The sequence below is a fragment of the Thauera sp. SWB20 genome, assembly GCF_000831325.1.
GTDB classification, from domain to species: Bacteria; Pseudomonadota; Gammaproteobacteria; order Burkholderiales; family Rhodocyclaceae; genus Thauera; species Thauera aminoaromatica.
Window position 1 is genome coordinate 244,268 of sequence record NZ_JTDM01000020.1, and the last position, 21,941, is coordinate 266,208.

Annotated in this window: 16 protein-coding genes and 1 pseudogene; 3 read left to right on the forward strand and 14 right to left on the reverse strand. The window is 61.2% G+C overall.

Going from position 1 to position 21,941, the window contains the following annotated elements; all coding sequences use genetic code 11:
* Positions 1–39: 39 nt before the first annotated feature.
* From PO78_RS15135 to PO78_RS15145, 3 genes are all read right to left on the reverse strand, one after another.
* Complete coding sequence (locus PO78_RS15135) at positions 40–3,822, reverse strand: YjbH domain-containing protein (RefSeq protein ID WP_043744947.1); 3,783 nt, start codon at positions 3,820–3,822, stop codon at positions 40–42.
* A gap of 4 nt (positions 3,823–3,826) precedes the next feature.
* Positions 3,827–4,507 (reverse strand): YjbF family lipoprotein, encoded by a 681-nt coding sequence (locus PO78_RS15140; protein WP_231570736.1) that lies wholly within the window; start codon positions 4,505–4,507, stop codon positions 3,827–3,829.
* A 248-nt stretch (positions 4,508–4,755) separates the two neighbouring features.
* Positions 4,756–5,067 (reverse strand): hypothetical protein, encoded by a 312-nt coding sequence (locus PO78_RS15145; RefSeq protein ID WP_004300731.1) that lies wholly within the window; start codon positions 5,065–5,067, stop codon positions 4,756–4,758.
* Positions 5,068–5,310: 243 nt separating this feature from the next.
* On the opposite strand from PO78_RS15145, the gene PO78_RS15150 reads away from it, so the two are divergent.
* The 3 genes from PO78_RS15150 (at position 5,311) to PO78_RS22425 (ending at position 9,606) form a co-directional block, all read left to right on the forward strand.
* Complete coding sequence (locus PO78_RS15150) at positions 5,311–7,722, forward strand: SLBB domain-containing protein (protein ID WP_231570737.1); 2,412 nt, start codon at positions 5,311–5,313, stop codon at positions 7,720–7,722.
* Between the two features lie 3 nt (positions 7,723–7,725).
* Positions 7,726–8,955, forward strand: a complete 1,230-nt coding sequence (locus tag PO78_RS15155; RefSeq protein WP_043744956.1) for a GumC family protein — start codon at positions 7,726–7,728, stop codon at positions 8,953–8,955.
* A gap of 231 nt (positions 8,956–9,186) precedes the next feature.
* A complete protein-coding gene (locus PO78_RS22425) occupies positions 9,187–9,606 on the forward strand; it encodes a diacylglycerol kinase (protein ID WP_231570738.1) in 420 nt (139 codons plus the stop codon).
* Here the strand turns inward: PO78_RS22425 and PO78_RS22430 are convergent.
* From PO78_RS22430 to yjjJ, 11 genes and pseudogenes are all read right to left on the reverse strand, one after another.
* Entirely contained in the window at positions 9,575–10,966 is a 1,392-nt protein-coding gene (locus PO78_RS22430) for an undecaprenyl-phosphate glucose phosphotransferase (protein WP_197068790.1), read from the reverse strand. The two genes, PO78_RS22425 and PO78_RS22430, sit on opposite strands and share 32 nt — an antisense overlap.
* A gap of 52 nt (positions 10,967–11,018) precedes the next feature.
* A complete protein-coding gene (locus PO78_RS22435) occupies positions 11,019–12,185 on the reverse strand; it encodes a glycosyltransferase family 4 protein (RefSeq protein WP_082047815.1) in 1,167 nt (388 codons plus the stop codon).
* A gap of 2 nt (positions 12,186–12,187) precedes the next feature.
* Positions 12,188–13,192: a glycosyltransferase family 4 protein gene (locus PO78_RS22440; RefSeq protein ID WP_082047817.1), complete on the reverse strand. Its 1,005-nt coding sequence runs from the start codon at positions 13,190–13,192 to the stop codon at positions 12,188–12,190.
* The gene (locus tag PO78_RS22445; RefSeq protein WP_082047819.1) at positions 13,158–14,453 is read right to left on the reverse strand and encodes an O-antigen ligase family protein; all 1,296 of its coding nucleotides are present in this window, start codon (positions 14,451–14,453) and stop codon (positions 13,158–13,160) included. The genes PO78_RS22440 and PO78_RS22445 overlap by 35 nt, the downstream gene beginning before the upstream one ends.
* A gap of 249 nt (positions 14,454–14,702) precedes the next feature.
* Positions 14,703–15,740, reverse strand: a complete 1,038-nt coding sequence (locus PO78_RS15170; protein WP_043744963.1) for an IS5 family transposase — start codon at positions 15,738–15,740, stop codon at positions 14,703–14,705.
* A 133-nt stretch (positions 15,741–15,873) separates the two neighbouring features.
* A complete protein-coding gene (locus tag PO78_RS22450; protein ID WP_082047821.1) occupies positions 15,874–16,599 on the reverse strand; it encodes a glycosyltransferase family 25 protein in 726 nt (241 codons plus the stop codon).
* 43 nt (positions 16,600–16,642) lie between these two features.
* Positions 16,643–17,887, reverse strand: coding sequence for a flippase (locus PO78_RS15175; protein ID WP_004300746.1), 1,245 nt, complete (start codon positions 17,885–17,887; stop codon positions 16,643–16,645).
* An 87-nt stretch (positions 17,888–17,974) separates the two neighbouring features.
* Positions 17,975–18,808, reverse strand: coding sequence for a Wzz/FepE/Etk N-terminal domain-containing protein (locus PO78_RS22455; protein ID WP_082047823.1), 834 nt, complete (start codon positions 18,806–18,808; stop codon positions 17,975–17,977).
* A gap of 9 nt (positions 18,809–18,817) precedes the next feature.
* Complete coding sequence (locus PO78_RS23595; protein WP_306414993.1) at positions 18,818–19,195, reverse strand: hypothetical protein; 378 nt, start codon at positions 19,193–19,195, stop codon at positions 18,818–18,820.
* Positions 19,196–19,515: 320 nt separating this feature from the next.
* Positions 19,516–20,271, reverse strand: a pseudogene (locus tag PO78_RS23600) (sugar phosphate nucleotidyltransferase); the annotation flags it as partial.
* A 184-nt stretch (positions 20,272–20,455) separates the two neighbouring features.
* Complete coding sequence (gene yjjJ / locus PO78_RS15185; protein WP_043744965.1) at positions 20,456–21,799, reverse strand: type II toxin-antitoxin system HipA family toxin YjjJ; 1,344 nt, start codon at positions 21,797–21,799, stop codon at positions 20,456–20,458.
* Between the last annotated feature and the right edge of the window lie 142 nt (positions 21,800–21,941).

A 21,941-nucleotide genomic window follows, 5' to 3' on the forward strand; every position in this document is an offset into this window, starting at 1 on the left:
AATCGGTATAGAGGTTTGAAGAGGGAAGCACATGTCGGTTCAAAACTTCCAGTGCGCCTGCAGGCTGCGATCGGCCCCGAGGGTGATCGCCGGCCCGTTGCGGGTGCGCTGCTCATCCACCAGCAGTGACGCGATGCCGTAGCCCATCAGGCTGCCGGCGACCACGTCCGAGAAGAAATGCTGGCGTTCCTGGATGCGACCGAAGCCGGTGGCGGCGGCGAGGCCATACAGCCACGGCGCATCATACTTTTGTGCAAACGGGGTGGCGAGTGCGAATGCTACGCCCATGTGAATCGAGGGAAAGCTGGAATCCGAACCGCCGTTGCCGGGGCCGCGGAATTCGTGTGGGCCGAGGCCGGCTTCGGGGCGGGCGCGGTTGACCGCGTACTTGGTGGCGAGCTGGGCGCCGAGCGTCCAGCCGGCGGCGAGCAGGCTGGTGCGCGCGGTGTCGCTTGCCGCGTCGTCGGCCAGGCCCATCCACAGCGCGCCGGCGCCCGCGGCGAGGCCGAAGGGGATGAGGCTGGCGGCCTCGCCGAGCGTGTCCCAGGTGCCGCCCTGGTGCTCGTCGGCCCAGTCGGCGAGGGGGCGGTCGAGCGTGGCCGAGAGGCCGGTGAGCCCGGCGCCGAGCAGCAGGGGGCGGACGGCCTCGGGCGAGAAGATCTTGTCGGCCAGCCAGCCACCGGTGTGGCCGAGCTCGCCCCAGATCGAGCGGCCGTCCTCGCGGTCGTCGTCCAGTGCCAGCCAGGCCTGCGAGCCCGCGGGGGCGTAGCGGCCGACACGGCGGTCGCGCAGGCGGGTGAGGTCGAAGAGGCTGAGCGTGCGCGACAGCATGGCGCCGCCGTCGCGGGTGAGCGGGCGCCAGATGATGTCGGCCGTGCGTGCACTGGAGAAGGGCAGCATGGCGTCGAAGGGGATGCTGAGGTAGATGCCCTTGTCGAAGCTGCCCTCGCCGAACTCCTCGGCCGATACGTCCGTCTTGGTGGCGAAGACGCCCATCTTGACACCGTTGTCGAACTGGCGCGCGATGTCCACGGTGACGCCGCGATCGCCAGCGAGGTACTGACCGGCGCTGAGCTTGACCAGGGTGTTCTGCCAGCCGGTGTGCCAGTACAGGGTGGCGTGGCCGGTGGTGACGTCGTAGTCGCGCAGGCCGAAGTGCTGGTCGAACTCGCGCTGGCGCACGTGGTTGAGGTCGAGGCCGAAGGCGAAGTGGCTGTTCCACGGGCGGTAGAGCCATTCGCCGCCGATGCCGGCGAACATCGGCTCGAGGTAGCCGCCGTAGAGGCTGGCGTACTGGTTGGTGCCGAGCGCGCGCACGTGGTTGAGCTGCAGCGTGGGCAGGGTGAGATCCGACTCGGTGACGTACTTGCGGATGTCGGTGCGCACGCGCGGCAGGTTGCTGGGGCCGTCGTACTCGAACTTGTCGTAGTTGTCGACGAGGCCCAGGTTGGCGCGGCCGGACAGCCAGGTGTCGTCGGCGAGGCGCAGCTCGGTGGGCGCGGTGATGCCGAGCTGGAACAGGATGAAGCCGTCCGGGCCGCCCAGGCTCTGGCTGTAGCTGGGCTCGAGCCCGGTGCTGAAGCGTTCGGCGGGGCCGGCCCAGAGCTTTTCCTGGCTGTGCGCGGGCCAGTGCTCGGCGGCGACCACGGCCTCGAACTGCTCGGCATGGGCGCGATAGCGGGTCTGCCGGGCCACCCATTCGTCGCGCAGCACGACCCAGTCGGTGAGCGGCATGCCGCGTTCGTGGAAGCTGAGCACGAAGCGGCGGACGTCGGCGGGGGCGTGGAGGTGCAGCACAGCGACGGCGCGGTCGATGCGGTCGCGCAGGTAGATGGTGTAGGGCTCTTCGACGACGAGCTGCAGGTCGGTGCCCTGGCGGCGCACCTCGCGCACCGGCCAGCGCGTCTGCTCGGCGAACTCGGCGCTCATGCGCGCCCAGTCGGTGGGACCGGCGGGGTAGGTGGAGAGCGGCCGGGGGTAGCTGGGGTCGAGCAGCTTGGGCACGGTGAGGTCGGCCAGGCTACCGTGCAGCGTGAGGCCCAGCATCAGCGTGTTGCCGCGCTCGAGGCCGGCGGTGAGATCGAGGCCGGAGGCGTAGCGATAGACGACGCCGAGGTTGAAGGGGCTGTCGTGCTTCTGGTTGTTGCCCTGGGGCTCGTTCTGGTAGTCGTTGCCGTCGTATTCGAGCTTGAGGACCCAGTCGTCGGAGGGGGCGTACTGGACGCCGCCGAAGAAAGAGGTTCGGCCCTTGAAGTAGTTGCTCGCGCTGAACTCGCCGCCAGAGCCGCCTCCGGCACCCTCCTCGCGCTCGGCGAAGCTGTCGTCGAACCAGGTGAAGGGGTTCTTCACCCTCCCCGCGTTGCCGACGTAGCCCCAGCCGAGGCCGAGCGACCAGTCGAAATCTCCGCTGCGCTTGCTGGCGACGAGGTATTCGCCCGAAAACAGGCCGGTGCCGCCGATGTCGGTCATGCCGATGGCGAGCGCGGGGGTGTGGGCGGTTTCCTGCGCCAGGCGCAGCTTGAAGTCGATGCTCTTGTCTTTGTAGCTCTGGCTGCCGGCGATTTCGGGGCCGTAGAGGCGGTTGCTGACCGAGGTATAGCGGAAGCCGGCCTCCAGCCAGTCGAAGGGCTGCGCCACCACGCTGCCGCGGGTGTAGGGCTCGACGCGGCTGAGGTGGAAGCGAAGCTCGCCCGCCGGCGACATGCGCGCGGTGGGGGTTTGCAGCAGGCCGATGAAGCCCCAGTCGTTGGCGGTATATACCCCTGGCCGGGCCACGACGGGATCCGACGGGGAGATCGCGACTTGCGTCGCTCCTACGGGAGGGGTGGCCGGCGCGGTGGTTTCTGTAGGAGCGGCGTGAGCCGCGATCGGGCGCTCGTCGTGCGCACCGGCGGCGGGCGTGGGGTCCGACGGCGGGATCGCGACTGGCGTCGCTCCTACGGGGGCGGTAGCAAGCGTGCCGGTTTGTGCAGGAGCGGCGTGAGCCGCGAGCGGCGTGGTGGTTTGTGTAGGAGCGGCGCGAGCCGCGATCGGCGTGGGGGACTGCGTCGCCAGGAAGGTGGCGAGGCGGTCGGAGAAATCCTCGGGCCAGGCGGCGCTACGGCGCGGCGCCCAGATCCAGGCGCCGGGAGCCGGTTCCGATTGCGGTTCGGCGTTCCATGTGGCGATTCCGAACCGCTGCACGCGACCATCTGGTTGCACGATCCAGGCCATGTCGGCCTCGCTGGCCGCTTCGCCGATGCAGGCCTGCAGGTAGCCGCGGGCCTGGGTGCCGGGCCGGTGCGCGACAGCACAAGGGCGGCCGTCGTCGGCGAGCAAGGTGACGGTTCCGGGGCGCTGTGGCAGCACGAGCGCGTGGCCGGGGGCGAGGATCGGATCCTGGTCCGGATTGGCCTGCAGCCAGCGTGCGTCGACGATCGCCAGCGGCACGCGGCCGGTGACGGGCAGGCTGCGCAGCCAGTCGGCGAGGCGCTGGCGGGTGGTCTCGTCGGCCTGCAGGTCACGTGCAGACCACAGCTGGGCGAGCAAGGCCTGCTTGAGCTCCGCCTGGGCCTGGCGGGCGCTTGGCACTTGCCAGGCGAGTGCAGCGGGGTCGTCGCCAGCGCCGGGCGGGTTGCGCAGCAGCCAGTCGCTGAGGCGTTCGCCCGCGCGGATGGCCGTTTGTGCGGACGCCACGGACGCGGTCGCGCCGCCGCCGGCCTGGGCGTTGCCGGCCGCGGTCGGCATCCCCAGCACGATGCAGACCTGCGCCACGGCGAGGCACAGACGTGATGGCCGGACGGGGCGTGCGAGCGTGGTCGCGGCGGGAAGCGGGCGCGTCATCGAGTCACCGTGCCGGCCAGCGCTGCAGCGAGAGGCAGAGCTCCGGGCCGAGGCAGTGTTCGGTGTAGACGACCTCGATCGCGCCGCTGTCGACGCGCAGGGCGTAGCGCGCGGTGAGGCGGACGGCGCCCGGCGTGCCGGCGGGCGGGACGATCGGTTCGGCGCGCTCTTCGAACCATTGCAGGCTTTCGGGGGCGAGGCCGGCGAGCTCGGTGCCGCGCGGGGCGGCGATGGCATGCACGCTGATGCGGTCGATGACCCCCGAGCGGTAGGCGGATTCGTCGCGGGTGCGTTGCCAGGTGGCGAGCACTTGGCCGGCAGCTCGGTCCTGAGCTGCGCTCGCGACCAGGCTGCCCCAGGTGGGGGCGTCTGGTGCGCGGGTGCTGCGCCAGTCGGTGCTGAGCCCGCTGGTGCCGACGACGCGCCCCTGCTGCAGGCGCACGACCTCGCCCTCCGCGCTATACCAGACCTCGATCAGAGGCGCGTCGGGCGTCGCTGGATCGGGATCGGTGTAGCCCAGCACGAGCAGCGCGCTGCGACCGTCGACCACCGTGCGCAGGTAGCGATAGGCCGGATTCGGCGCAGCCCGGTCCGCCAAGGAGCCGCCGCGGTAGGCGAGCTCGAAGGTGCGCGAGATGTTGGTCGAGTCGGTGCTGCAGGCCGCGCAGGCGAGAATCGCCAGCACGGCCAGTCGCTCTGGTAAAGCGCGCGACATCGGAACAGAAGGTACGGCGTTCATCAAACGAAAAGCCCCCAAAGGGTGACCCCCGGGGGGCTTGTGCTTCGAGTCGGGTGCTCGTCGAGCGCAGCCGTTCGCGGCTTCCGCCGCTTCTGCAAAGGCATTGCCGCAGCAGTCTCGCCGTAGGAGCGACGCGAGTCGCGATCTGCGCGAATTCCCGTCGGGCTATCGACCCACCAGCCTGACGCGACGGCTTAGCGCGTGGTGCCGGTGGTGCCGGTGGTGCCCGAGCTGCTGTCGCTGCTCGCCGCCGCGGCCACGGCCGCCACGCCGACTGCGACGGCGGCCACCGTGCCTGCGGTCAAACCACCCACCGCAGCCGCGCTGGCACCGGCGGCGCCCGCTCCGCTACCCGCAGCACCGGCTTGCGCACCGGTCGCACCCGCTTGGGCCGGCGCAGGGGCTGCCTGGGCAGGAGCGCCCGTGCCGGGGCGCGGGGCGGTTTGCGCCAGCACGGGCGCGGTGGAGAAGGCAAGGATCGCGGCGATCAGAGCGGTTTTTTTCATGGAAACTCCTGTCGAGGAAAGCGCGACCGGCTGGCCGAGCGCTGGAAAAGTTTGTTTCGGACGCAACTATTCTAGCTTGTGCCGACCGTGGTTGAAACATGAACAAGTCCTTGAAGGAGAAGAATACGACAATCGAGGCCGCCCGATTCCGGCTGCCCCGCCAAGCCGTGACCGAGCGCAGCCAGTCAGCCGACTTTTTCCAGCTACAATCCACGCCCTCAAGCGTCCTTATGTTGTCAGAAAATGAATACCACCGAACATTGCAACCGCCTGCGGAGCGCTGCGAAGGCGCTGATCCTGGGCTTGGCGCTGGCTTGCTCGTCCGTGACGATGGCGCAGAACGCCCCCGCTGCAGCGGGCTTCGCGGCGGCGGGCGGTGCTCCGGCTGCCGTGGGGAGCGGCGGGTTGGGCATGGGGGCCCCTGCCTTGTCCGGTGGCGCGCCGGGTGCGGCCGTCGGTGCCGCCAGCGGTGCTGCGGCATCTGCCGGTGCCGCGGACGGATTCGAGACCCAGGCTGCTCCGACCGTGATCGGCGGTGAAGGCCTGAGCCCCTCCCAGGATGCCGCGCTCGACCAGGCGGTGACGGTCGACGCCGACGGCAACGACCGCGTGGGCGGCACGGTGCGCGCCGCGCGGGTGCTCAACGACTTCCAGCAATTCGTGGCGCGCAGCACCGGGCAGGTGCTGCCGCTGTACGGTTCGGGCTTCTTCGCGGGCTCGCGAGTGTTCAACAGCCCCACCGCGCCGGTCGCCGACGACTACGTGCTCGGTCCGGGCGACCAGGTGCTGGTGCGGATCTGGGGGGCCTTCGAGTCGCAGACCCGGGCGCAGATCGACCGCAGCGGCATGATCACGCTGCCGACCATCGGCCCGGTGAGCCTGGCCGGGGTGCGGATCGCCAATGCGGTGCAGGTCATCGAGAACCAGGTGGGGCGCATCTACCGCGACGTGAGCGTCAGCGTGAGCCTGGACCGGGTGCGCGGCATCACCGTGTTCGTGGTGGGCCAGGCGCGGCGTCCGGGCACCTACACGGTGTCGGGCAATTCGACCCTGATCGGCGCGCTGTTCCAGAGTGGCGGCCCGGGGGCCAATGGTTCGCTGCGCCGCGTGCAGGTCAAGCGCGACAACCAGGTGATCACCGAGATCGACCTGTACCGTTTCCTCGCCAACGGCGACACCTCGGCCGACATCCGCCTGGTGGACGGCGACGTGATCGTGATTCCGCCGGCGCACGGCTACGTGGCGTTGACCGGCCAGGTGAAGGCGCCGGCGATCTACGAGCTCAAGGACCGTGCGGACACGCTGCGCAGCGTGCTGACGGTGTCGGGCGGGCTGCCCGTCGTGGCCGACCCGCGCCTGGCCTTCGTCGAGCGCCTGGACCCGAGCGCGGATCAGCCGCGCTCGGTGTTCGAGGTGTCGCTGCAGGCGGGGCAGCCCGATTTCCAGCTGAAGTCGGGCGATGTGATCGCCGTGCAGCCCATCCTGGCCGAGTTCGCCAACGCGGTGACGCTGCGCGGCGGGGTGAGCGCACCGGTGCGCCTGCCCTACCGCGCCGGCATGCGGATCTCGGATCTGATTCCGGACAAGGCCACCCTGATCAACCGCTACGTGGTGGACAACCAGAACCGCAGCCTGCTCGATCGCGGCAGCTTCGTCGGCGATGTCGGCAACCTCTTCGTCGACATCAACATGGATTACGCGGTGGTCGAACGGCTCGAGCGCCCGCAGATGGCGCTCAAGCTGATCCCGTTCAGCCTCAACGGGCTGTTCGCCGACCCCAACGGCCCGGACAACCTGCGCCTGCAGGCGGGCGACACGATCTCGATCTTCACCGCGGGCGACGTGCGCGTGCCGGTGAGCCGCCGCCGCGTGGTGATGCGGGTGGAGGGCGAGGTGAACCGCCCCGGGGTGTATGTGGCCGAGCCGGGCGAGACCCTGGTGAACATCATCGAGAAGGCGGGCGGGCCGACCGCGGACGCCTACCTGTTCGGCGCCGAGTTCTATCGCGAGTCGGTGCGCAGGTCGCAGCAGGCCAACCTCGACAAGCTGGTGCAGCGCCTGGAGCAGCAGGCAGTTGCCGAGTCGGCGCGGGTTTCCGCCAACATCATCGGGGACGCCCAGGCCGTGGCCCAGGCGCAGACCCAGCTGCGCGCCGAGCGCGAGGCGCGGGGGCGTTTCCTCGCCCGCATGCGCACGCTGAAGTCCTCGGGCCGGATGTCGCTCGGCCTGCCGGCGGACGAGCCGAGCTTCGCGCAGATTCCCGGCTTCCGGCTGGAGAACGGCGACCGCCTGGTGATCCCGAACCGGCCCGATTTCGTGCAGGTGTTCGGTGCGGTCAATACCGAGTCTGCCCTGCTGTGGCGGCCCAGCCGCACCGTTTCCGACTACCTGGAGCAGGCCGGCATGAGCCGCGAGGGCGACCGTAGCGCGGCCTTCGTGCTGCGCGCCGACGGCACGGTGGTGGCCGAAACGGGCAGTTGGTTCAGCAGCGTGATGGGGACGACGGTGCTGCCGGGCGACATCATCGTGATTCCGGAGCTGATCGATCGCGAGTCGGGCTGGACGGCCTTCGCGCGCATTGCCAAGGACTGGACGCAGATCTTCGCCAACCTCGGCCTCGGTGTGGCCGCGGTGCGCTCGATCGAGAACGACTGAGCGATGACCATGAACGAAAGCACGATGCAGAAGGCGGCGATCGAGAACCCGCAGGGCCAAATGGTGGTGGTCGAGGACGACGACGAGATCTCTCTGCTCGATCTCGCGATCGTGCTCGCCAAGTTCAAGAAGCTGATCCTCGGCCTGCCGGTGCTGGTGGGGGCCTTGACGGTGGGCGCGACGCTTCTGATGACGCCGATCTTCACCGCGACCACGGCCATCCTGCCTCCGCAGCAGTCGCAGTCGACCGCCTCGGCGCTGCTCGGCCAGCTCGGCGGGCTCGCCGGCATCGCCGGCGCGGCGGCCGGGATCAAGAACCCGAGCGACCTCTACGTCGGCATGCTGAAGAGCCGCACCGTGGCCGATGCGATGATCGCGCGCTTCGACCTGGTGAACTACTACGAGGCGGAGCTCACGCAGGATGCGCGCAAGTCGCTGGAGGATGTATCCAGCTTCACCGCCGGCAAGGACGGCATCATCACCGTCTCGGTCGATGACAAGGACCCCGAGCTCGCCGCGAAGATGGCCAACGCCTACGTGGAGGAGCTGAACAGGCTCACCGAGGTGCTGGCGGTGACCGAGGCCTCGCAGAAGCGCCTGTTCTTCGAGCGCCAGATGGTCGACGCGCGTGACCGCCTCGTGGCGGCCGAGATCGAGGCGCGCTCGGCGATGGAGCGGGGCGGCCTGGCGAGCATCGACGCCCAGGGCCAGGCGATGATCGGCGTGACGGCGCGGCTGCGCGGGCAGATCTCGGTGAAGGAGGTCGAGATCGGCGCCATGCGCGCCTTCGCCGCCGAGGAAAACCCCCGCCTCAAGGCTGCGCAGCAGGAGCTGCTTGCGCTGCAGACCGAGCTCGCACGAATCGAGGGCGCGAGCGCGCTGCGCGACACCCAGGTCGGTGGCGAATCGAGCGCCGGTGCGACCAACCTGCAGTTGCTGCGCAACGTGAAGTACTACGAGACGCTGTACCAGATGCTGGCGCAGCAGTTCGAGCTCGCCAAGATCGAGGAGGCCAAGGACAGCGCGCTGATCCAGGTGCTGGACACCGCCATCCCGCCCGAGCGCAAGTCCAAGCCCAAGCGCGCCCTGATCGTGATCCTCGCCGTGCTCGCCGCCGGCTTCGTCGCCGTGCTGATCGCCTTCATGAAGGAAGCCGCCCAGCGTGCCGCCGAAGACCCCGAAAGCGCGGAGCGCATGCAGTTGTTCAAGAAATATATGTCCTGGCGGGCGTGAGAAAGTCTTGATACGAGCCCGCCCCGCGCACCACGCTTCAACGCCCCCGTAGGAGCGACGCAAGTCGCGACTACAGTCGCCTGGATCGCGACTTGCGTCGCTCCTGCAATAGGCGCCATGGCTCGACGCCCCCGTAGGAGCGACGCAAGTCGCGATCACAGCCGCTGAGATCGCAACTCGCGTCGCTCCTACAACACCGTCTGACTCTCGTCTCGTCGCTGGAGTGAAGAGATGCGACCTCCCGCCAAGGGCCTTCCCTTCTCCCGCCGTGTTGGCTTCGCCTGGGCTGGCGTGCGCGACGCCTGGCGGCTGGAAGCCAGCTTCCGCAGCCAATGCCTTGCGGCGCTCGCCGCGCTCGTCGCGCTCGCGGTGCTGCGCCCCGGCTGGCTATGGTCCGCCATCGTCGTCGTGATGATCGCCCTCGTGCTGGCTGCCGAGCTCATCAACACCGCGCTCGAAGCCGCTCTCGACGGCCTCCATCCCGAGCACGCGTGCTTCGTCCAGGTCGCCAAGGACTGCGCCCGCGGCTGCCGTCCTGGTTCTCAGCGGGGCCTCGGTTGTCGCCTTCGCGTGCATGCTGGCCGATCTGTACGGACAGGCAACGGCCGGGTGACCCGGCTCAATACGCGTTCGGGTTCACGAAGCCCTTGAACACCGTCAGGAAGATGATCTTCAGGTCGAGCCAGAGCGACCAGTTCTCGATGTACCAGAGATCGCATTCGATCCGTCGCTGCAGATCCGTGTCGCCGCGCCAGCCATTGATCTGTGCCCATCCCGTGATGCCCGCCTTCACCATGTGCTTCTGCATGTAGCCCGGGATCTCGTGCTTGAACTGATCCACGAACACGGTGCGCTCGGGACGCGGTCCGACAATGGACATATCGCCTTTGAGTACGTTGATGAACTGAGGCAATTCGTCGAGGCTGGTTCGGCGGATGAACGCGCCGAAGGGCGTGGTCTTCTTGGCGCTGCCCGCGCCACCCCATTGGACACCGTTTTTCTCAACGTCCACCGGCATGGAGCGAAATTTCAGCATCATGAACGGCTTGCCGTTCCAGCTCACGCGTTCCTGGCGGTAGAAGATCGGACCGGGAGAGCTGAGGCGGACACCGACGGCGAGAATGATCATGAGCGGGCTGATCAGGAGCAGGATCGCGCCGGCGATCAAGCGGTCCTCCAGCGCCTTCAGGAAGGCGTTGAAGCCTGTCATCGGCGTACAGCTCAAATCGAGGAGATAGAGCCCGGCCACGTCCGAAACACTGTGGTTGATCAGCCGGAAGTCGCGCATGTCGGGCATGTAACGGACGTTCGCGGTCGACAAGCTCAGTGCAGACTGGATCTCCTTGACGATCTCTCCTTTGGATAGCGGCAGGCAGATCCAGACCTCGTCCTCGTCGTGATCGATCGGTGAGTCCTTCTGATACGCTTCGTACCGGACCCCGCTTAGTTCCATGGCGGGGTCGTCGCCGATAACGATCACGCGATCGGGATCGAAGCCCGCAATCGGCACCTTTCGCAAATGACGTATTGCGGTCGAACAAGAATGGGCGTCTCCGACTAGAAGAACTCGGCGGCGATTGCGGCTTTGCAGGCGATGATTCTTTATAAGAGGATATGCGATCAAGCGAAATCCAATTGACCCCGCTGCCGCGCTACCAATCCAATAGACCAACCAGAGACGTGAAAAGTCCGCTCCAAGCTTTGTAAAAAAAAGCAGCGCTGTCATCGCCGCACCAATTGTGCAGTATGCGGTAACCAGTTTCGCAACGAGCCCGATCTGTAGCTGACCATGCCAGGATTTGTACACGCCAAAACCAGGCAAGATTATCAGAGCGAGCAACGCGCCGGCCAATAGCGCGCTTGTATATCCAGTAGAGTCTATTGTTAGCTGACCAAAGCGAATCCAATATGCAGCCCATCCGCCAGATAGAACGCACAGTAAATCTACGGCTCGCGAAAATGCTTTAGTGTAGGCATGATTGCCATGCAGCTGGCGTGCGGGCGTGAACACCTTGGCTCTCTTCCTGTAAGAGGGTGATGGTGAAATATAAACGTTCCTGGTTCTATGAGGCTTGATCTGCTCTATTGTAGCGATACTGCTTATCTTTCAGAAAGCTTTCATATTTTGTCAAAGCAAAGGCCCGGAACTGGTTGCAGAAAGAGTCAGTGGAAAATCGTATTGCATTCTCACGACAGTTCGCAGCCGAAAAGCATTCCATTTCGCGCTCAAAAAGCTTCACTGCTTCCACCACGCTTTGTACCGTCTGTTGCTCGAAAAACACACCGGTTGGCGCCTCCAATTCCCCGAGTCCGCGGATTGTTTCGAGGGCTCCTCCCTTTCCAAATGCCACTACCGGAGTGCCACAAGCCTGCGCCTCGACCGGCGCGATGCCGAAATCCTCCTCTGCAGCGAAAAGAAATGCTCGGGCGCGTTGCATGTGATCACGTAGGACGTCGAATGGTTGATATCCGAGAAGCTGGATGTTCGGACTGGCTCTCGACCGCACCTTTTCCATGTCTGGGCCATCCCCGATCACCACCAGCTGTTTATCCGGCATGGATCGAAAGGCATCAATGATCAAATCGATCCGCTTGTAGGGTACAAGACGTGAGGCCGTAAGATAAAACGCGTCCTTTTTATCCCGTAACGTGAAACTGGAAACGTCCACGGGCGGATAAATGACATCGGCAGTTCTTCTGTAGACCTTCTTGATGCGCCTCGCTATAAAATCAGAGTTTGCAATAAAGTGATCCACGCCGTTCCCTGTTCGGGAGTCCCACAGTCTGATCTTATGGAGTAACCACTTGGCTACCCAACCCTTCATTCCTCTTTCGAGATTTGATTCGCGTAAATATTGGTGCTGTAAATCCCAAGCATAACGAATCGGGGAGTGCACATAACTGATGTGCAGCTGATCTGGTCCTGTGAGGACTCCTTTGGCTACCGCATGGGAGCTTGATATTATCAAGTCATAGCCGGAAAGATCGAATTGCTCAATTGCAAGAGGCATAAGGGGAAGGTAGGACCTGTAATGACTCCGGGCCTTTGGCAATTTCTGTATGAAACTTGTTGAAGGGCGTTTTCCCTGAAGGAAAAACCGCTCCTCGTCAGGCAGGAAGTCACAGATTGTGTACAAGTCTGCATCGGGGAAAATGAAAATCAGCTGTTCGAGAACGCGCTCCGCCCCAGCATAGCCTACAAGCCAGTCATGTACGATAGCAACTTTCATGATTATAAATGCCCTCCAAGGGACTGGGTCAGAGCTTCTAGGATCTTATCCGCAACCTTGTCCCAAGTGAAACGGGCTGATTGTTCAAATCCTCTCTGAATCAAACTTTCACGTAACATCATGTTCGTGACGATCTCGTGAATTCCCGCTGCGATCTCCTCGGTACTGCTTGGTTCGACAAGTAGTGCCGCACTGCCAGCCACTTCTGGCAGTGAAGTGGTGCTTGAGGTCAACACCGGGATCCCCGACGCCATCGCTTCAATTACAGGAAAGCCGAATCCCTCATAAAGCGACGGAAAAATAAGCGCTATTCCGCCTCGGTATACCGATGCAAGTTTTTCGTCATCCATCGGTCCGAGAAAGACAATACGTCGATCAACCCTCTCCTGCATTGCAACGTCAATCAGGCGCGGTGAGGGTTCTCCGTTAAAAACGAGCCGGATCGCGGGGTCTATGCCCGCTCGAGCGAATGCTTGAACGACGCGCTCCTCATTTTTATGCGGCTTTCGGTTGCCGATGCAAAGCAAATATCTGTAGCCTGGATTGTAAATCGTCCCGGTCGTTGCAAAAGCTGGCGATAGCCCGTTTCCTACATTGACCACCTTTGCAGGCGAAACTCCGGCCCAGTCGACGATCTTCTTTCTCGAGAAATTGGATACCGTCAGGATGAGCGGCGCTCGTTGGCATGCTCGCTTGAGTATCAGCCGATAATACAAAGACCTCAACAGCCCCGATCCCGTGTCGATGTGGTTGAGGTCGTGGATTGTCGGGATGAACCGTTTGCCTCCAAATAAAGGTGAATTGAATCCAGGTGAAATCAAATATACATCATTTAAAGCTAGATAAAAGCTAAGCCTCAAAGGGTCAAGTGGTTGAACCGGTGATCCTTTCAGGTCGGCAGGGGGGAATTTTAAGCGTTGATTGACTTCTCTTGCGAAACGGCCGATCCCATGGTCACCCATCCATCGCTCATCAAAATAGATCCGTTCTTTGACACTGTCTGACATGGTTGTCGCTAACTCTTTCAAATAGAAATATAAAGGCAAGCGTTGGGATGAGCCAAAATGGGTAGAAAAGAACTTGATTGAAGTGGGCAGCCCATAGCAAAGTCATGACAAAGTAGGAGGCCACGATTCGCCACAGGACATGAGCAGAAGTCAGCGACGGGAGTGTGGGGGTGTTGGATATTTGTCTTAAATTTCGATCTATAATGTAGAACTTGATTGCGAATATTATTAGTATAATCGTCGCTGGCAGGGCGCCGTACGTTAGAAAAAATAGCTGTAATGATGAGTCGATGCCGTTGCGTCCACTTTCTCGAATAAAAGATAGTGCGAAGTTGTAACCATACCCAAGCAGAAATTCATCTTCCATTAATCTTAGCCCGAGCGAAAAGGACTCGAATCGCGCAGTGGAGCTGCCATCCCCAAGCCCTTGCGCAAGTCGCATTGCAAGCCTCTCCACTTGCTCAAAGCTCAAGAGAGTCGCGGTTGAGAGGGAGAAGATCAAAAGGGGTACGGCGGGAAGAATTATCTGTGGCAGTTTTATTAGGTGCAGTCTGGGAGACTGGAGTATGGCGTAACCTATGGCAATTAGGAAAAGGAGAGAGATTCCACTTCTTGAAACAGTCAGGAATAAGGTCAAAATCAATAGAGCAGAAGAGGCGATGTAGGAGAGCTTCTTTTCGCTCAGCGCGCCGTGGAGCGCGATGATTGTTGGTAAGACGATTATTGTTGCGTAAAAATTTGGATCAAAGTAAAGGGATACAAGGCGATTTATATGCGGGTCTCCCGCAAATTCGACGCCAAAGGAGGAAAGCGTTTTCCAGAGATCGGTCGAATTTGGGAACAGAATAAGTAGTGCAATCGCGATGGCAGCCATTGCAGTGTAGGTGAGTAGATAATTTCTTACAATCAGATTCTGAGGCGAATATAGCTTTTCGGCAAGAATGCCGGCTACAAGATGAGCAATTGTAATTTGTATTAACAGTCTAGATGAGTAGACCAAGGCCGTAAAGTCAATTCCCCACTTTAGCAGGCCGACGCAGGTTGAAAAAACTGTCCCGAGGATTAAAGTTACACCCAGGCTTGTCCGAAAGATGCTGAAGGAACGAATCGGAAATATTAAGAGTGAAATGGCATAGAGCAAGACTTCTGACAAGTTTACGTTGCCAAAAGCCGTGGGCATCGGCAAGAAACGCGGCAGGTTTCCAAGAATCAAGAAGCCAGCAATGATGAGCAGAAAGAGGCGCTCGCGAAGGCTGAGCATGAATTTATTCCATATTTTTGCGAGTATGTGTGGGCGCGCTTTTGAGACGGTTTTTGCGTTGGGGCGGACGGCGGAGACTCTGTAGGGCACCTCGAATAACGCGAGGTTTTCGTTGAATCCCGCCGCCAAACAATGACAGCGACCGAACTCGGTTCAATTTCTCCGGCAAATCACCGCTTTTCTCTGCGGTGTCGCCCCGTTTTCTCTTCGAATCGCCCGGGAAATCGGCGATTCGGCCCATTTCGGGCGTCAGAAAGCCTCGATTCCGGCCTTCTGGAAGTACACCAGCCGCTTCAGGTTGTAGCAGGCGGCCATCATCGTCATCGCAAAGTTCGCTCGCGCCTGGCCGATCGTGCGGATCAGCTTGCCACCCATCTGATCGATGGCCGCGAACACGTGCTCGACACGGGCGCGCGTCTTGGCGATACGGTGATTACGCCCTTGCTGACACTCAGACAGCGGCTTGTTGCGCGTACCCTTTCTCTGAATCTGGTTCCGGTAACCCTTGTCCTTCAACCAGTCTTCACTCCCCTTGGACGTGTAGCCCCGGTCCGCAAAGACGTCTCGGCTCGTGTTGAGCGTGTAGAACACGTTCTCGAAGTGCTGGCTGTCGTGGGTGCTGGCCGTGCCTGTCTCGATCTTGCGGATGACTTTGTACTTCTTGTCCACGTTGATCGAGAGCTTGTAGCCGAAGTGACTCTTGCCGTGCTTCTTGGTCCAAGTGGCATCGGTGTCTTTCTGGCGCCGCTTGGCCGGCTTCCAGTCAGCCGGCATCGCCCCTTCCTTGACGAGCTTGTTCTCCTCACGGCTGTTGCGTTGCTTGGGCGCGGGCACCAGCGTCGCATCGATGATCTGACCGCCCCGAGCGATGTAGCCGTGCTTGAGCAGTTGGGTCGTGACTCCGTCGAACAGGACCTTCGCGCCGGCTTCGCCGATGCGGTTCTCGAACGTCCACACCGTCGTTCGATCCGGAATATTGACCGCGCTGGCCAACCCGCAGAAGCGCTTGTAGCTCATCCGGTCAAGCAACTGGTACTCCATCTGTTCGTCCGACAGGTTGTACAGCCGCTTCAACACCAGAATGCGTACCATCGTCTCGGTCGGATACGGCGGACGACCGCCTTGCGGACTCACCGGACGCGGCGCCACCCGATCCACTTCCGCCGCCAACGCCCCGAAGTCGATGTACGACTCGATCTCGGCCAGTGGATCTCCGAGCGTGTCGATCTTCTTGCGGTGATGCTCGTCGGCGAACAGGTCGGTCTTGATGGCGGTGCGTTTCTTCATGGCTGGCGGCAGAGAACGAAATCAGGACAATCCAATTTTACCAATCACAGAGGTGCCGAGGTTTTTCGAGGCGCCCTGTATGGTTACTAAAATAAATATAGAACGTGCTGTTGCAACGGTTTTTAATTCATCGCTATTTAAAAATCAGGAGGGCGCTTCTTACAAGGCCTGCGATATGTCGGAGCCATAGTGGTCTGACAATGTGGGTCTTCCTGTCGGCCTCAAGATTACTTCCCAAAATTTCGTAATTTTCCAGTGCGCAAAGTGGTTTCACGTGGTGCACGGAAATGCCTTGCCTTTCGATAAACTGCCAGTCATCGGCGACAATATCTGCGCCCTCTAGTGCTCGCGTATATTTTTCAGCTCCGCTTTTCGATACTGCATACGCAACGGCACCGCATTTCCATTGAGCGTATGGGCGTGAGACTTGATGAGTTCGGTCTAACGGGTAAAGCGGTTTTACAGGCCTAAAGCGCTGTATTGCTTGGCGAAGCTCGGGAGGAACCTTCGAGTAGCCGAGAATCAAGATGTCACTTCTTTCCAGGGCCGCGGAAAGGTGTGGTATTAGTTCTTTGAACTCGGGGGAGAGTTCTGCGTCATCTTCCAAAACGATTAAACTATCGTCGGTACTCGAGGTGGAGAAGGCCTTGATGATCCCGTAGTGGCCGAGGAAGCAACACCTCTCGCCTGGGGTGTGAGCGGTGTTCGACGTGTCTGAGGAAAGCTGGCTCGGAGTTATTGCGTCATAAAATTCGCAACTGAGTCCGAGTGAGGCCATTTGTCTGCTTATGGACACTCTTCTGGTGGTGTCTTCTTTTCTTGAAAGAACGACTATCTTGGGCTTTCTGCTGGGGTTCATTTTAAAGTTTTTTGATTAAAGAAAGTGCGGTAGTTATTGCATGTTAATGTTTTAGAAAGTTTGTTTTTCGGGATTTTAAGATAAAAAAGGTGGTGATCATTGCTTCGGTCGCGACGTTGGCAAGAGCGGCGCCGAGAGCGCCGAAGAAATGCGCCATGAGGGGGAATGTCGCGAAGTTCAGTCCTGCGCCAAGTATGATGATTCTGCTGAACTCCCGGCTGAAGCCAAACGCCAGGAGTTTTTGCTTTCCGATGATATTGGAGATTACGATAATAAATGGAAGAGGTGCCATTGCCTGGATGATTTCAACTGAGGCGGAGAAGTCGGGGCTGAATAGCAGGGGGACGATCCATGGCGCGGTAACTGCAAGCGAAATGCTTGAGAGAAGACTTGCAGCTCCGGCCCATTTGAGCATTTTTTGATTGAAGTCAAGCGCGGCCTGAGGGTTGTCTTGGGCTAATTTGCTGATATATGGGTAAACTGCTTGATTGATGGGTTCAAAAAGATATTGAACCGCCCTGACCGTTTTTTCTGCTACATGATAGATCCCCGCAGTGCTGGGGTTCGTCAGTACGCCAAGAATAAAAAGGTTGCTGCTCGTGTAGAGGTTGATGGCTGCGGACGAAAGAAAGATGTGCCAGCCCTCCTTCAATTGCTGCGATATGTTCTCGAGTTTCGGCGGGACAATCCGAGTGGCGCCTATGGCGCCCGGAACTAGAGGTAAACAAATAAAGGCAGCTGCCAGGTTGGTGGAACCTTGCAAGAATGCAGCAAGGACGATGTCGTCTGGGCTCTTGACAAGAAGGATTGTTGCAATGAATCCAGTGAATTTTGTTCCAATCTGGATCAGGCTTGCCAGCTTCATGCGCTCTAGGCCTTGGAAAAGCCATAGAGGAAAGAGGGCGTTGCCCGCGACGAGGATATAGCTCGCCAAGTATAAATTGGCGTCGCTTTGTAGTCGCGGTATGGTTTGAATCAGGAGGTATAGCAGTAATAATCCCGCGCTGGCAAAGGTTATGCGGAGTGTTGTAACAGCCGCAAAAAGGTGATTTAGCGCGGTTGGTTCGTTGCGGTGGACAGCGGCTTGGCGGGAGGCGCTAAGATTGAAGCCGTAATCAATTAATACAGAAAACAACTGCATTAGGGATATCGCGAAGGCGAGCAGCCCGAGTTTTTCGACCCCAAGGGTGTGTGCTAAGTATGGAAGCAACAGCAAAGGAAGGGCGTAGTTGGCTGCTTGTAGAGCGCCCAAGGAAAAGATGTTTTCAAGAAGTCTCTTCTTGCTCATTGAGTGGTCTGGTGGGAATCCAATGGAGTGCTGCGCATCGTCGGTGCGCTGATTGTCGGAATTCTTGGAACTTTGGGTGAATGGCCCTTATCTGCTCTGTTCTCTGGCCCTTGAGAAAAATTCCGCTGTAAATGCGAGCATGATGCTCGTCATTAGACCCAAGACTGCCGCGACCGCGAGGACAAGTGCTTTCTTCGGATGAGAGGGGTCGATTGGCGCTGTGATTTCGCCTAATACCGTGGAAGGGCGAGTTTGTGGGGCGAGAGTTTGTTGGGTTAGGCGGAGGCGCTCGGCGTCTTGTTGATCAAGGGATTGAGTGAGCGGCCCCCGCTCGAGCATGAGAAGAGAGGCCTGAACGGGGTCGTGTTCGGATATCTTTTTGGAAAGGGCGCTCACGTCTTCGTATTGTTGTTGTAGCGCTTCGCGTTGGGCTGCCAGGTTGTGTATACGGCCCGAAAGTGGATCTATGTTGCCCTTGTATATATCGAGGTGGTTCTCCAAAACACTTTTTACGATATTATTTAGAAGTTCTTTCGCGTCATCTGGAGTGTCCCCCTCGACTGTCAGTTCGAGGGTGGTGGAGCCTTCTTTTCGCGGACCTGCTTTCGTGAGGAAGGGACGCTCGCGCTCGACTCCTTCGGCAACTTTTTTTCCGAATGCAGACAGCAGGCGGTATTCAAGCTCTTCTGGCTTTTCGAGTGGTAGGGGCGATTTTTCGCTGGAAATTTGAATTTGACCGATGCTGAGTTGAGCGGTGACTTCATAGATTGGGGGTTTCAAGAAAGCGTAGGCTGCGCCTCCTGCTATGCAAATAATGAAGCTCCAGAACATCAGTGCTCTGCGCTTGAGAAAAATTTTCCAGATATCAACGATGCTGATTTCTTCTTGCTGTCGGCGAGAGGTTTGCGCTGGGGATGGCATATTGGAAATTCAAGCTCTTGAATGGTGGGTTTTGGCGGGGCTGGAGTCGTCACACAGGGAAGGCTCCTGCGCGAGCTCATTCCGAGCAGTACGGCGGTAAATGTTCTCGAGACGAATGATGTCGTCCTCTACGAAATAACTCCCCACCTGCATCTCGATGATCTCAAGTGGCAACTTGCGTAGGTCGGCCATGCGATGAACGTGATCGAGCGGGATGAAGGTGCATTCGTGCTCCGGCAGGATCATCACTCTGTCACCGTTGGTGGCTTCGGCCGTGCCCTTGACAACGACCCGGTGTTCGGCGGATTGGTGGTGCATCGGTGGGTTGAGCTTGGCGTCCGGATTGGCCGCGGGGCGCTTGGCCTGGAAGCGGTTACCGAAATCGATGGAGTCGTACCTGCATCAAGGGCGGTAGATCTTGTTGTGCGTGTCGGCGATGCTTCGGCCTTGATGCGGGTGACGATCCCCTTGACGACATGGGTGCGGGACTTGTCGGCGCCCAGCACGGCGTCCAGAGTTTCGACGGCGATGACGTCTTTCAGATCGAAGCCGGCGACCAAGCGCTTGCCGCCATACAGCAGGCTGTCTTCGCAGCCGTCGAGGATCGTGTCGGTGTGAGTGGTGTTGCCGTGCGCGCCCTTGGACATGACTTCAGAGGTCGTGCCCCAAGCACCGACGTCGGGCCAGCCTGCGGACATCGGGACGCCGCCGCCCGGGATGCCGGCTGAAGGCTGCCGGGAGAGTTTTTCGATGACTTCGTCGTCGGTGGAATCCGACGGGCAGGAGGCAAGGGGGGCGCTGTCGACGCGTACGAAGTCGGCATCGACGCTGCTGTGTTCGAGCGCGTCGCGACAGGCGGCCGACATCCCAGGCTGCAGGGCCGCAAGGGCCTCGACCCAGACCGTGGCTCGCATCGTATGCAAACCGCTGTTCCACAAGTACTGTCCCAGGGAGACGTATTTCCGAACTCGCTCCGAGTCTGGTTTTTCGACGAAGGCGGCGATTTCGAGCGCGCCTGAGCGCGCAGCGTCGTGCCCGAGTGAAACGGCGGCGTGGAAGGCGTCGCTATCGGTGAATACCTGGTCGGCCGACATCACGAGCACCGTGGGGGCCCTGCCGTCCCGCACTGGCAGACATGCGGTGAGTGTCAGCGCAGGCGCGGTGTTCCGGTCGATGGGTTCGAGTGCGATACGCACACCCTCGACGCCTGTAGCACGCAACTGCTCCGCAACCATGAGGCGATGTTCGTGGTTGCAGACCACGATTGTCGGCGTACCCCCGAGATTGCCTCCGCCGAACCCGTTCAGGTGGCGGGCAGTCTCCTGCAGCATGGTGTGCTGGCCAGTGGGGGCGAGAAGTTGCTTGGGCCGGCTTTCGCGCGACGATGGCCAGAGGCGGGTACCGGATCCGCCCGAGAAGATGACGGTTGTTAGCATTTGGAACCCTAGATTTCGACACATCATATTGTCGCACTGCACTGCAGCACTTGGCTATTCAGCGAAGGTAATAGGGTGATGCGCGGGTTGGGGGTGACTTCAGGGGCTCCGCACTCGGAATGCGACACGGTCGAGGACCTCCCCTTCTTGAGAGGCGGGATCCGTGGGCGGCAAGACCATCGCGGTCGCCGCTCAATGCCTTGCCGGTGCCCTAACCCAGCCTGGCGATCTTGCGGCCAACCCGCGCGATGTGATCTTCCAGTGCCGCGATGCAGGGAGCAAAGCGGCGGGAGAACCCGCTCGCCGCCCGGAGACGGTGAAGGAAGGCCTGGCTCAGCGGCTCGGCGCGCCGCCAGACTTCGTTGGCGATACCGGGATGAAGCGCCGCGTCTGCAATGGTGTCGGGCAAGCCTCCGCCAATTCGGGGGGCGAAGCACATCGGTGTCATGTCGTAGGCTGGCGCGATGGCATAAGGCCGGCCGTGCTCCGAGATGAACGACAGGTTTCCACTGTGCATGTCGGTGTTGCCGATCAGGGTGCCGAATGACCACAGGAGGTTTGCCGCGTCCGCGGCTTCGGTAACGATCTGCCCTGCTTTAGCCAGGCGCTGCGCGATGCCGGGCCAGCCGCCGGTTCCGGCGCCGATAAATTCCGCGTCCATCGCGGCCAGGGAGATCAGCGCACGCCGACCGGTCGGGCCCACGCGATCGAAACGCTCCACTTCGAGAAAGCGCTGGGCTCCATGGTCGGCGACGCGCGTGACAGCGGCAGGAATGCCGGCTTCTCGCAGTGTCTCGAGGGCGAGATGTTCGGCCAGCAGGAGGTCCCTCCAGCGCTCGCTCACCGGCCCTTCCACGACTTCACTGAACTTCACGATGACGTGGCAGGGGCCGTTCGGTGTTGCCGCGAAGGCGGTGAACTTGGGTTGCTCGCCGCCTGCGGAGGATCCAGGCACTTCGCCTCTGGCGGCTTCCCCTGCCAGCCGTGCATATTGGGCCGCCTTGCCTTCTTCTTCGATTGGGCTGGGGGGGGGGGCGGCGAGAAAGCGCTCCCGCGCAACGTCACCCAGTAAAAGATTGCCTACGAGGTCGTGACCATGTGCCAGCAACGCGCGCAGGACGTGCGTATCCGTCCAGTCGTTCAGGCGCTCCGGCAGTCCGAGTGCCGCGCCGTGCCGCGCTGCATAGGCACGCCCAAGATAGCCTTGGGGGCGCATATCGAACAGCCACCACGGGAGCCCGTCGCTGTGCAGGGCCACACCGTTGTCCTGAAGCATCACGAAGCCCTCGGGCCGGACAGGGATGAGCGTTCCGAGTCGTCGAATCTGCCCCTCCGCGTCGATCCGATGAACCAGGATGTCCGGCAACCCTCTGGCGTTGTCGCGCAGCGCGTACTGAATGGATCGCGCGGCACCGAGCCGAACGATCTCGCTGCCGAGCGCCCTCAGGGCGCGCGAGCCCGTCGGCTGACTGACTCCAATCAGTTCAAAGAGTTGTCGTCCGGGAAGCGGCGCTTTTGCGAGCTGGAGACGGATGGCATCGGCGTGACGTGACATGCGATGAATAGATTGTTGAATACATGGGGAGGGTCAGATTCTATACGGACCTGCGGAGGCTGGGGGCCTGCAGCCCCTCGCGCAGGTCTGCGATGCCATTTGCGCCGCTGCTGCCTTCATGCGAGTGCAGAGGCTCTGCCGT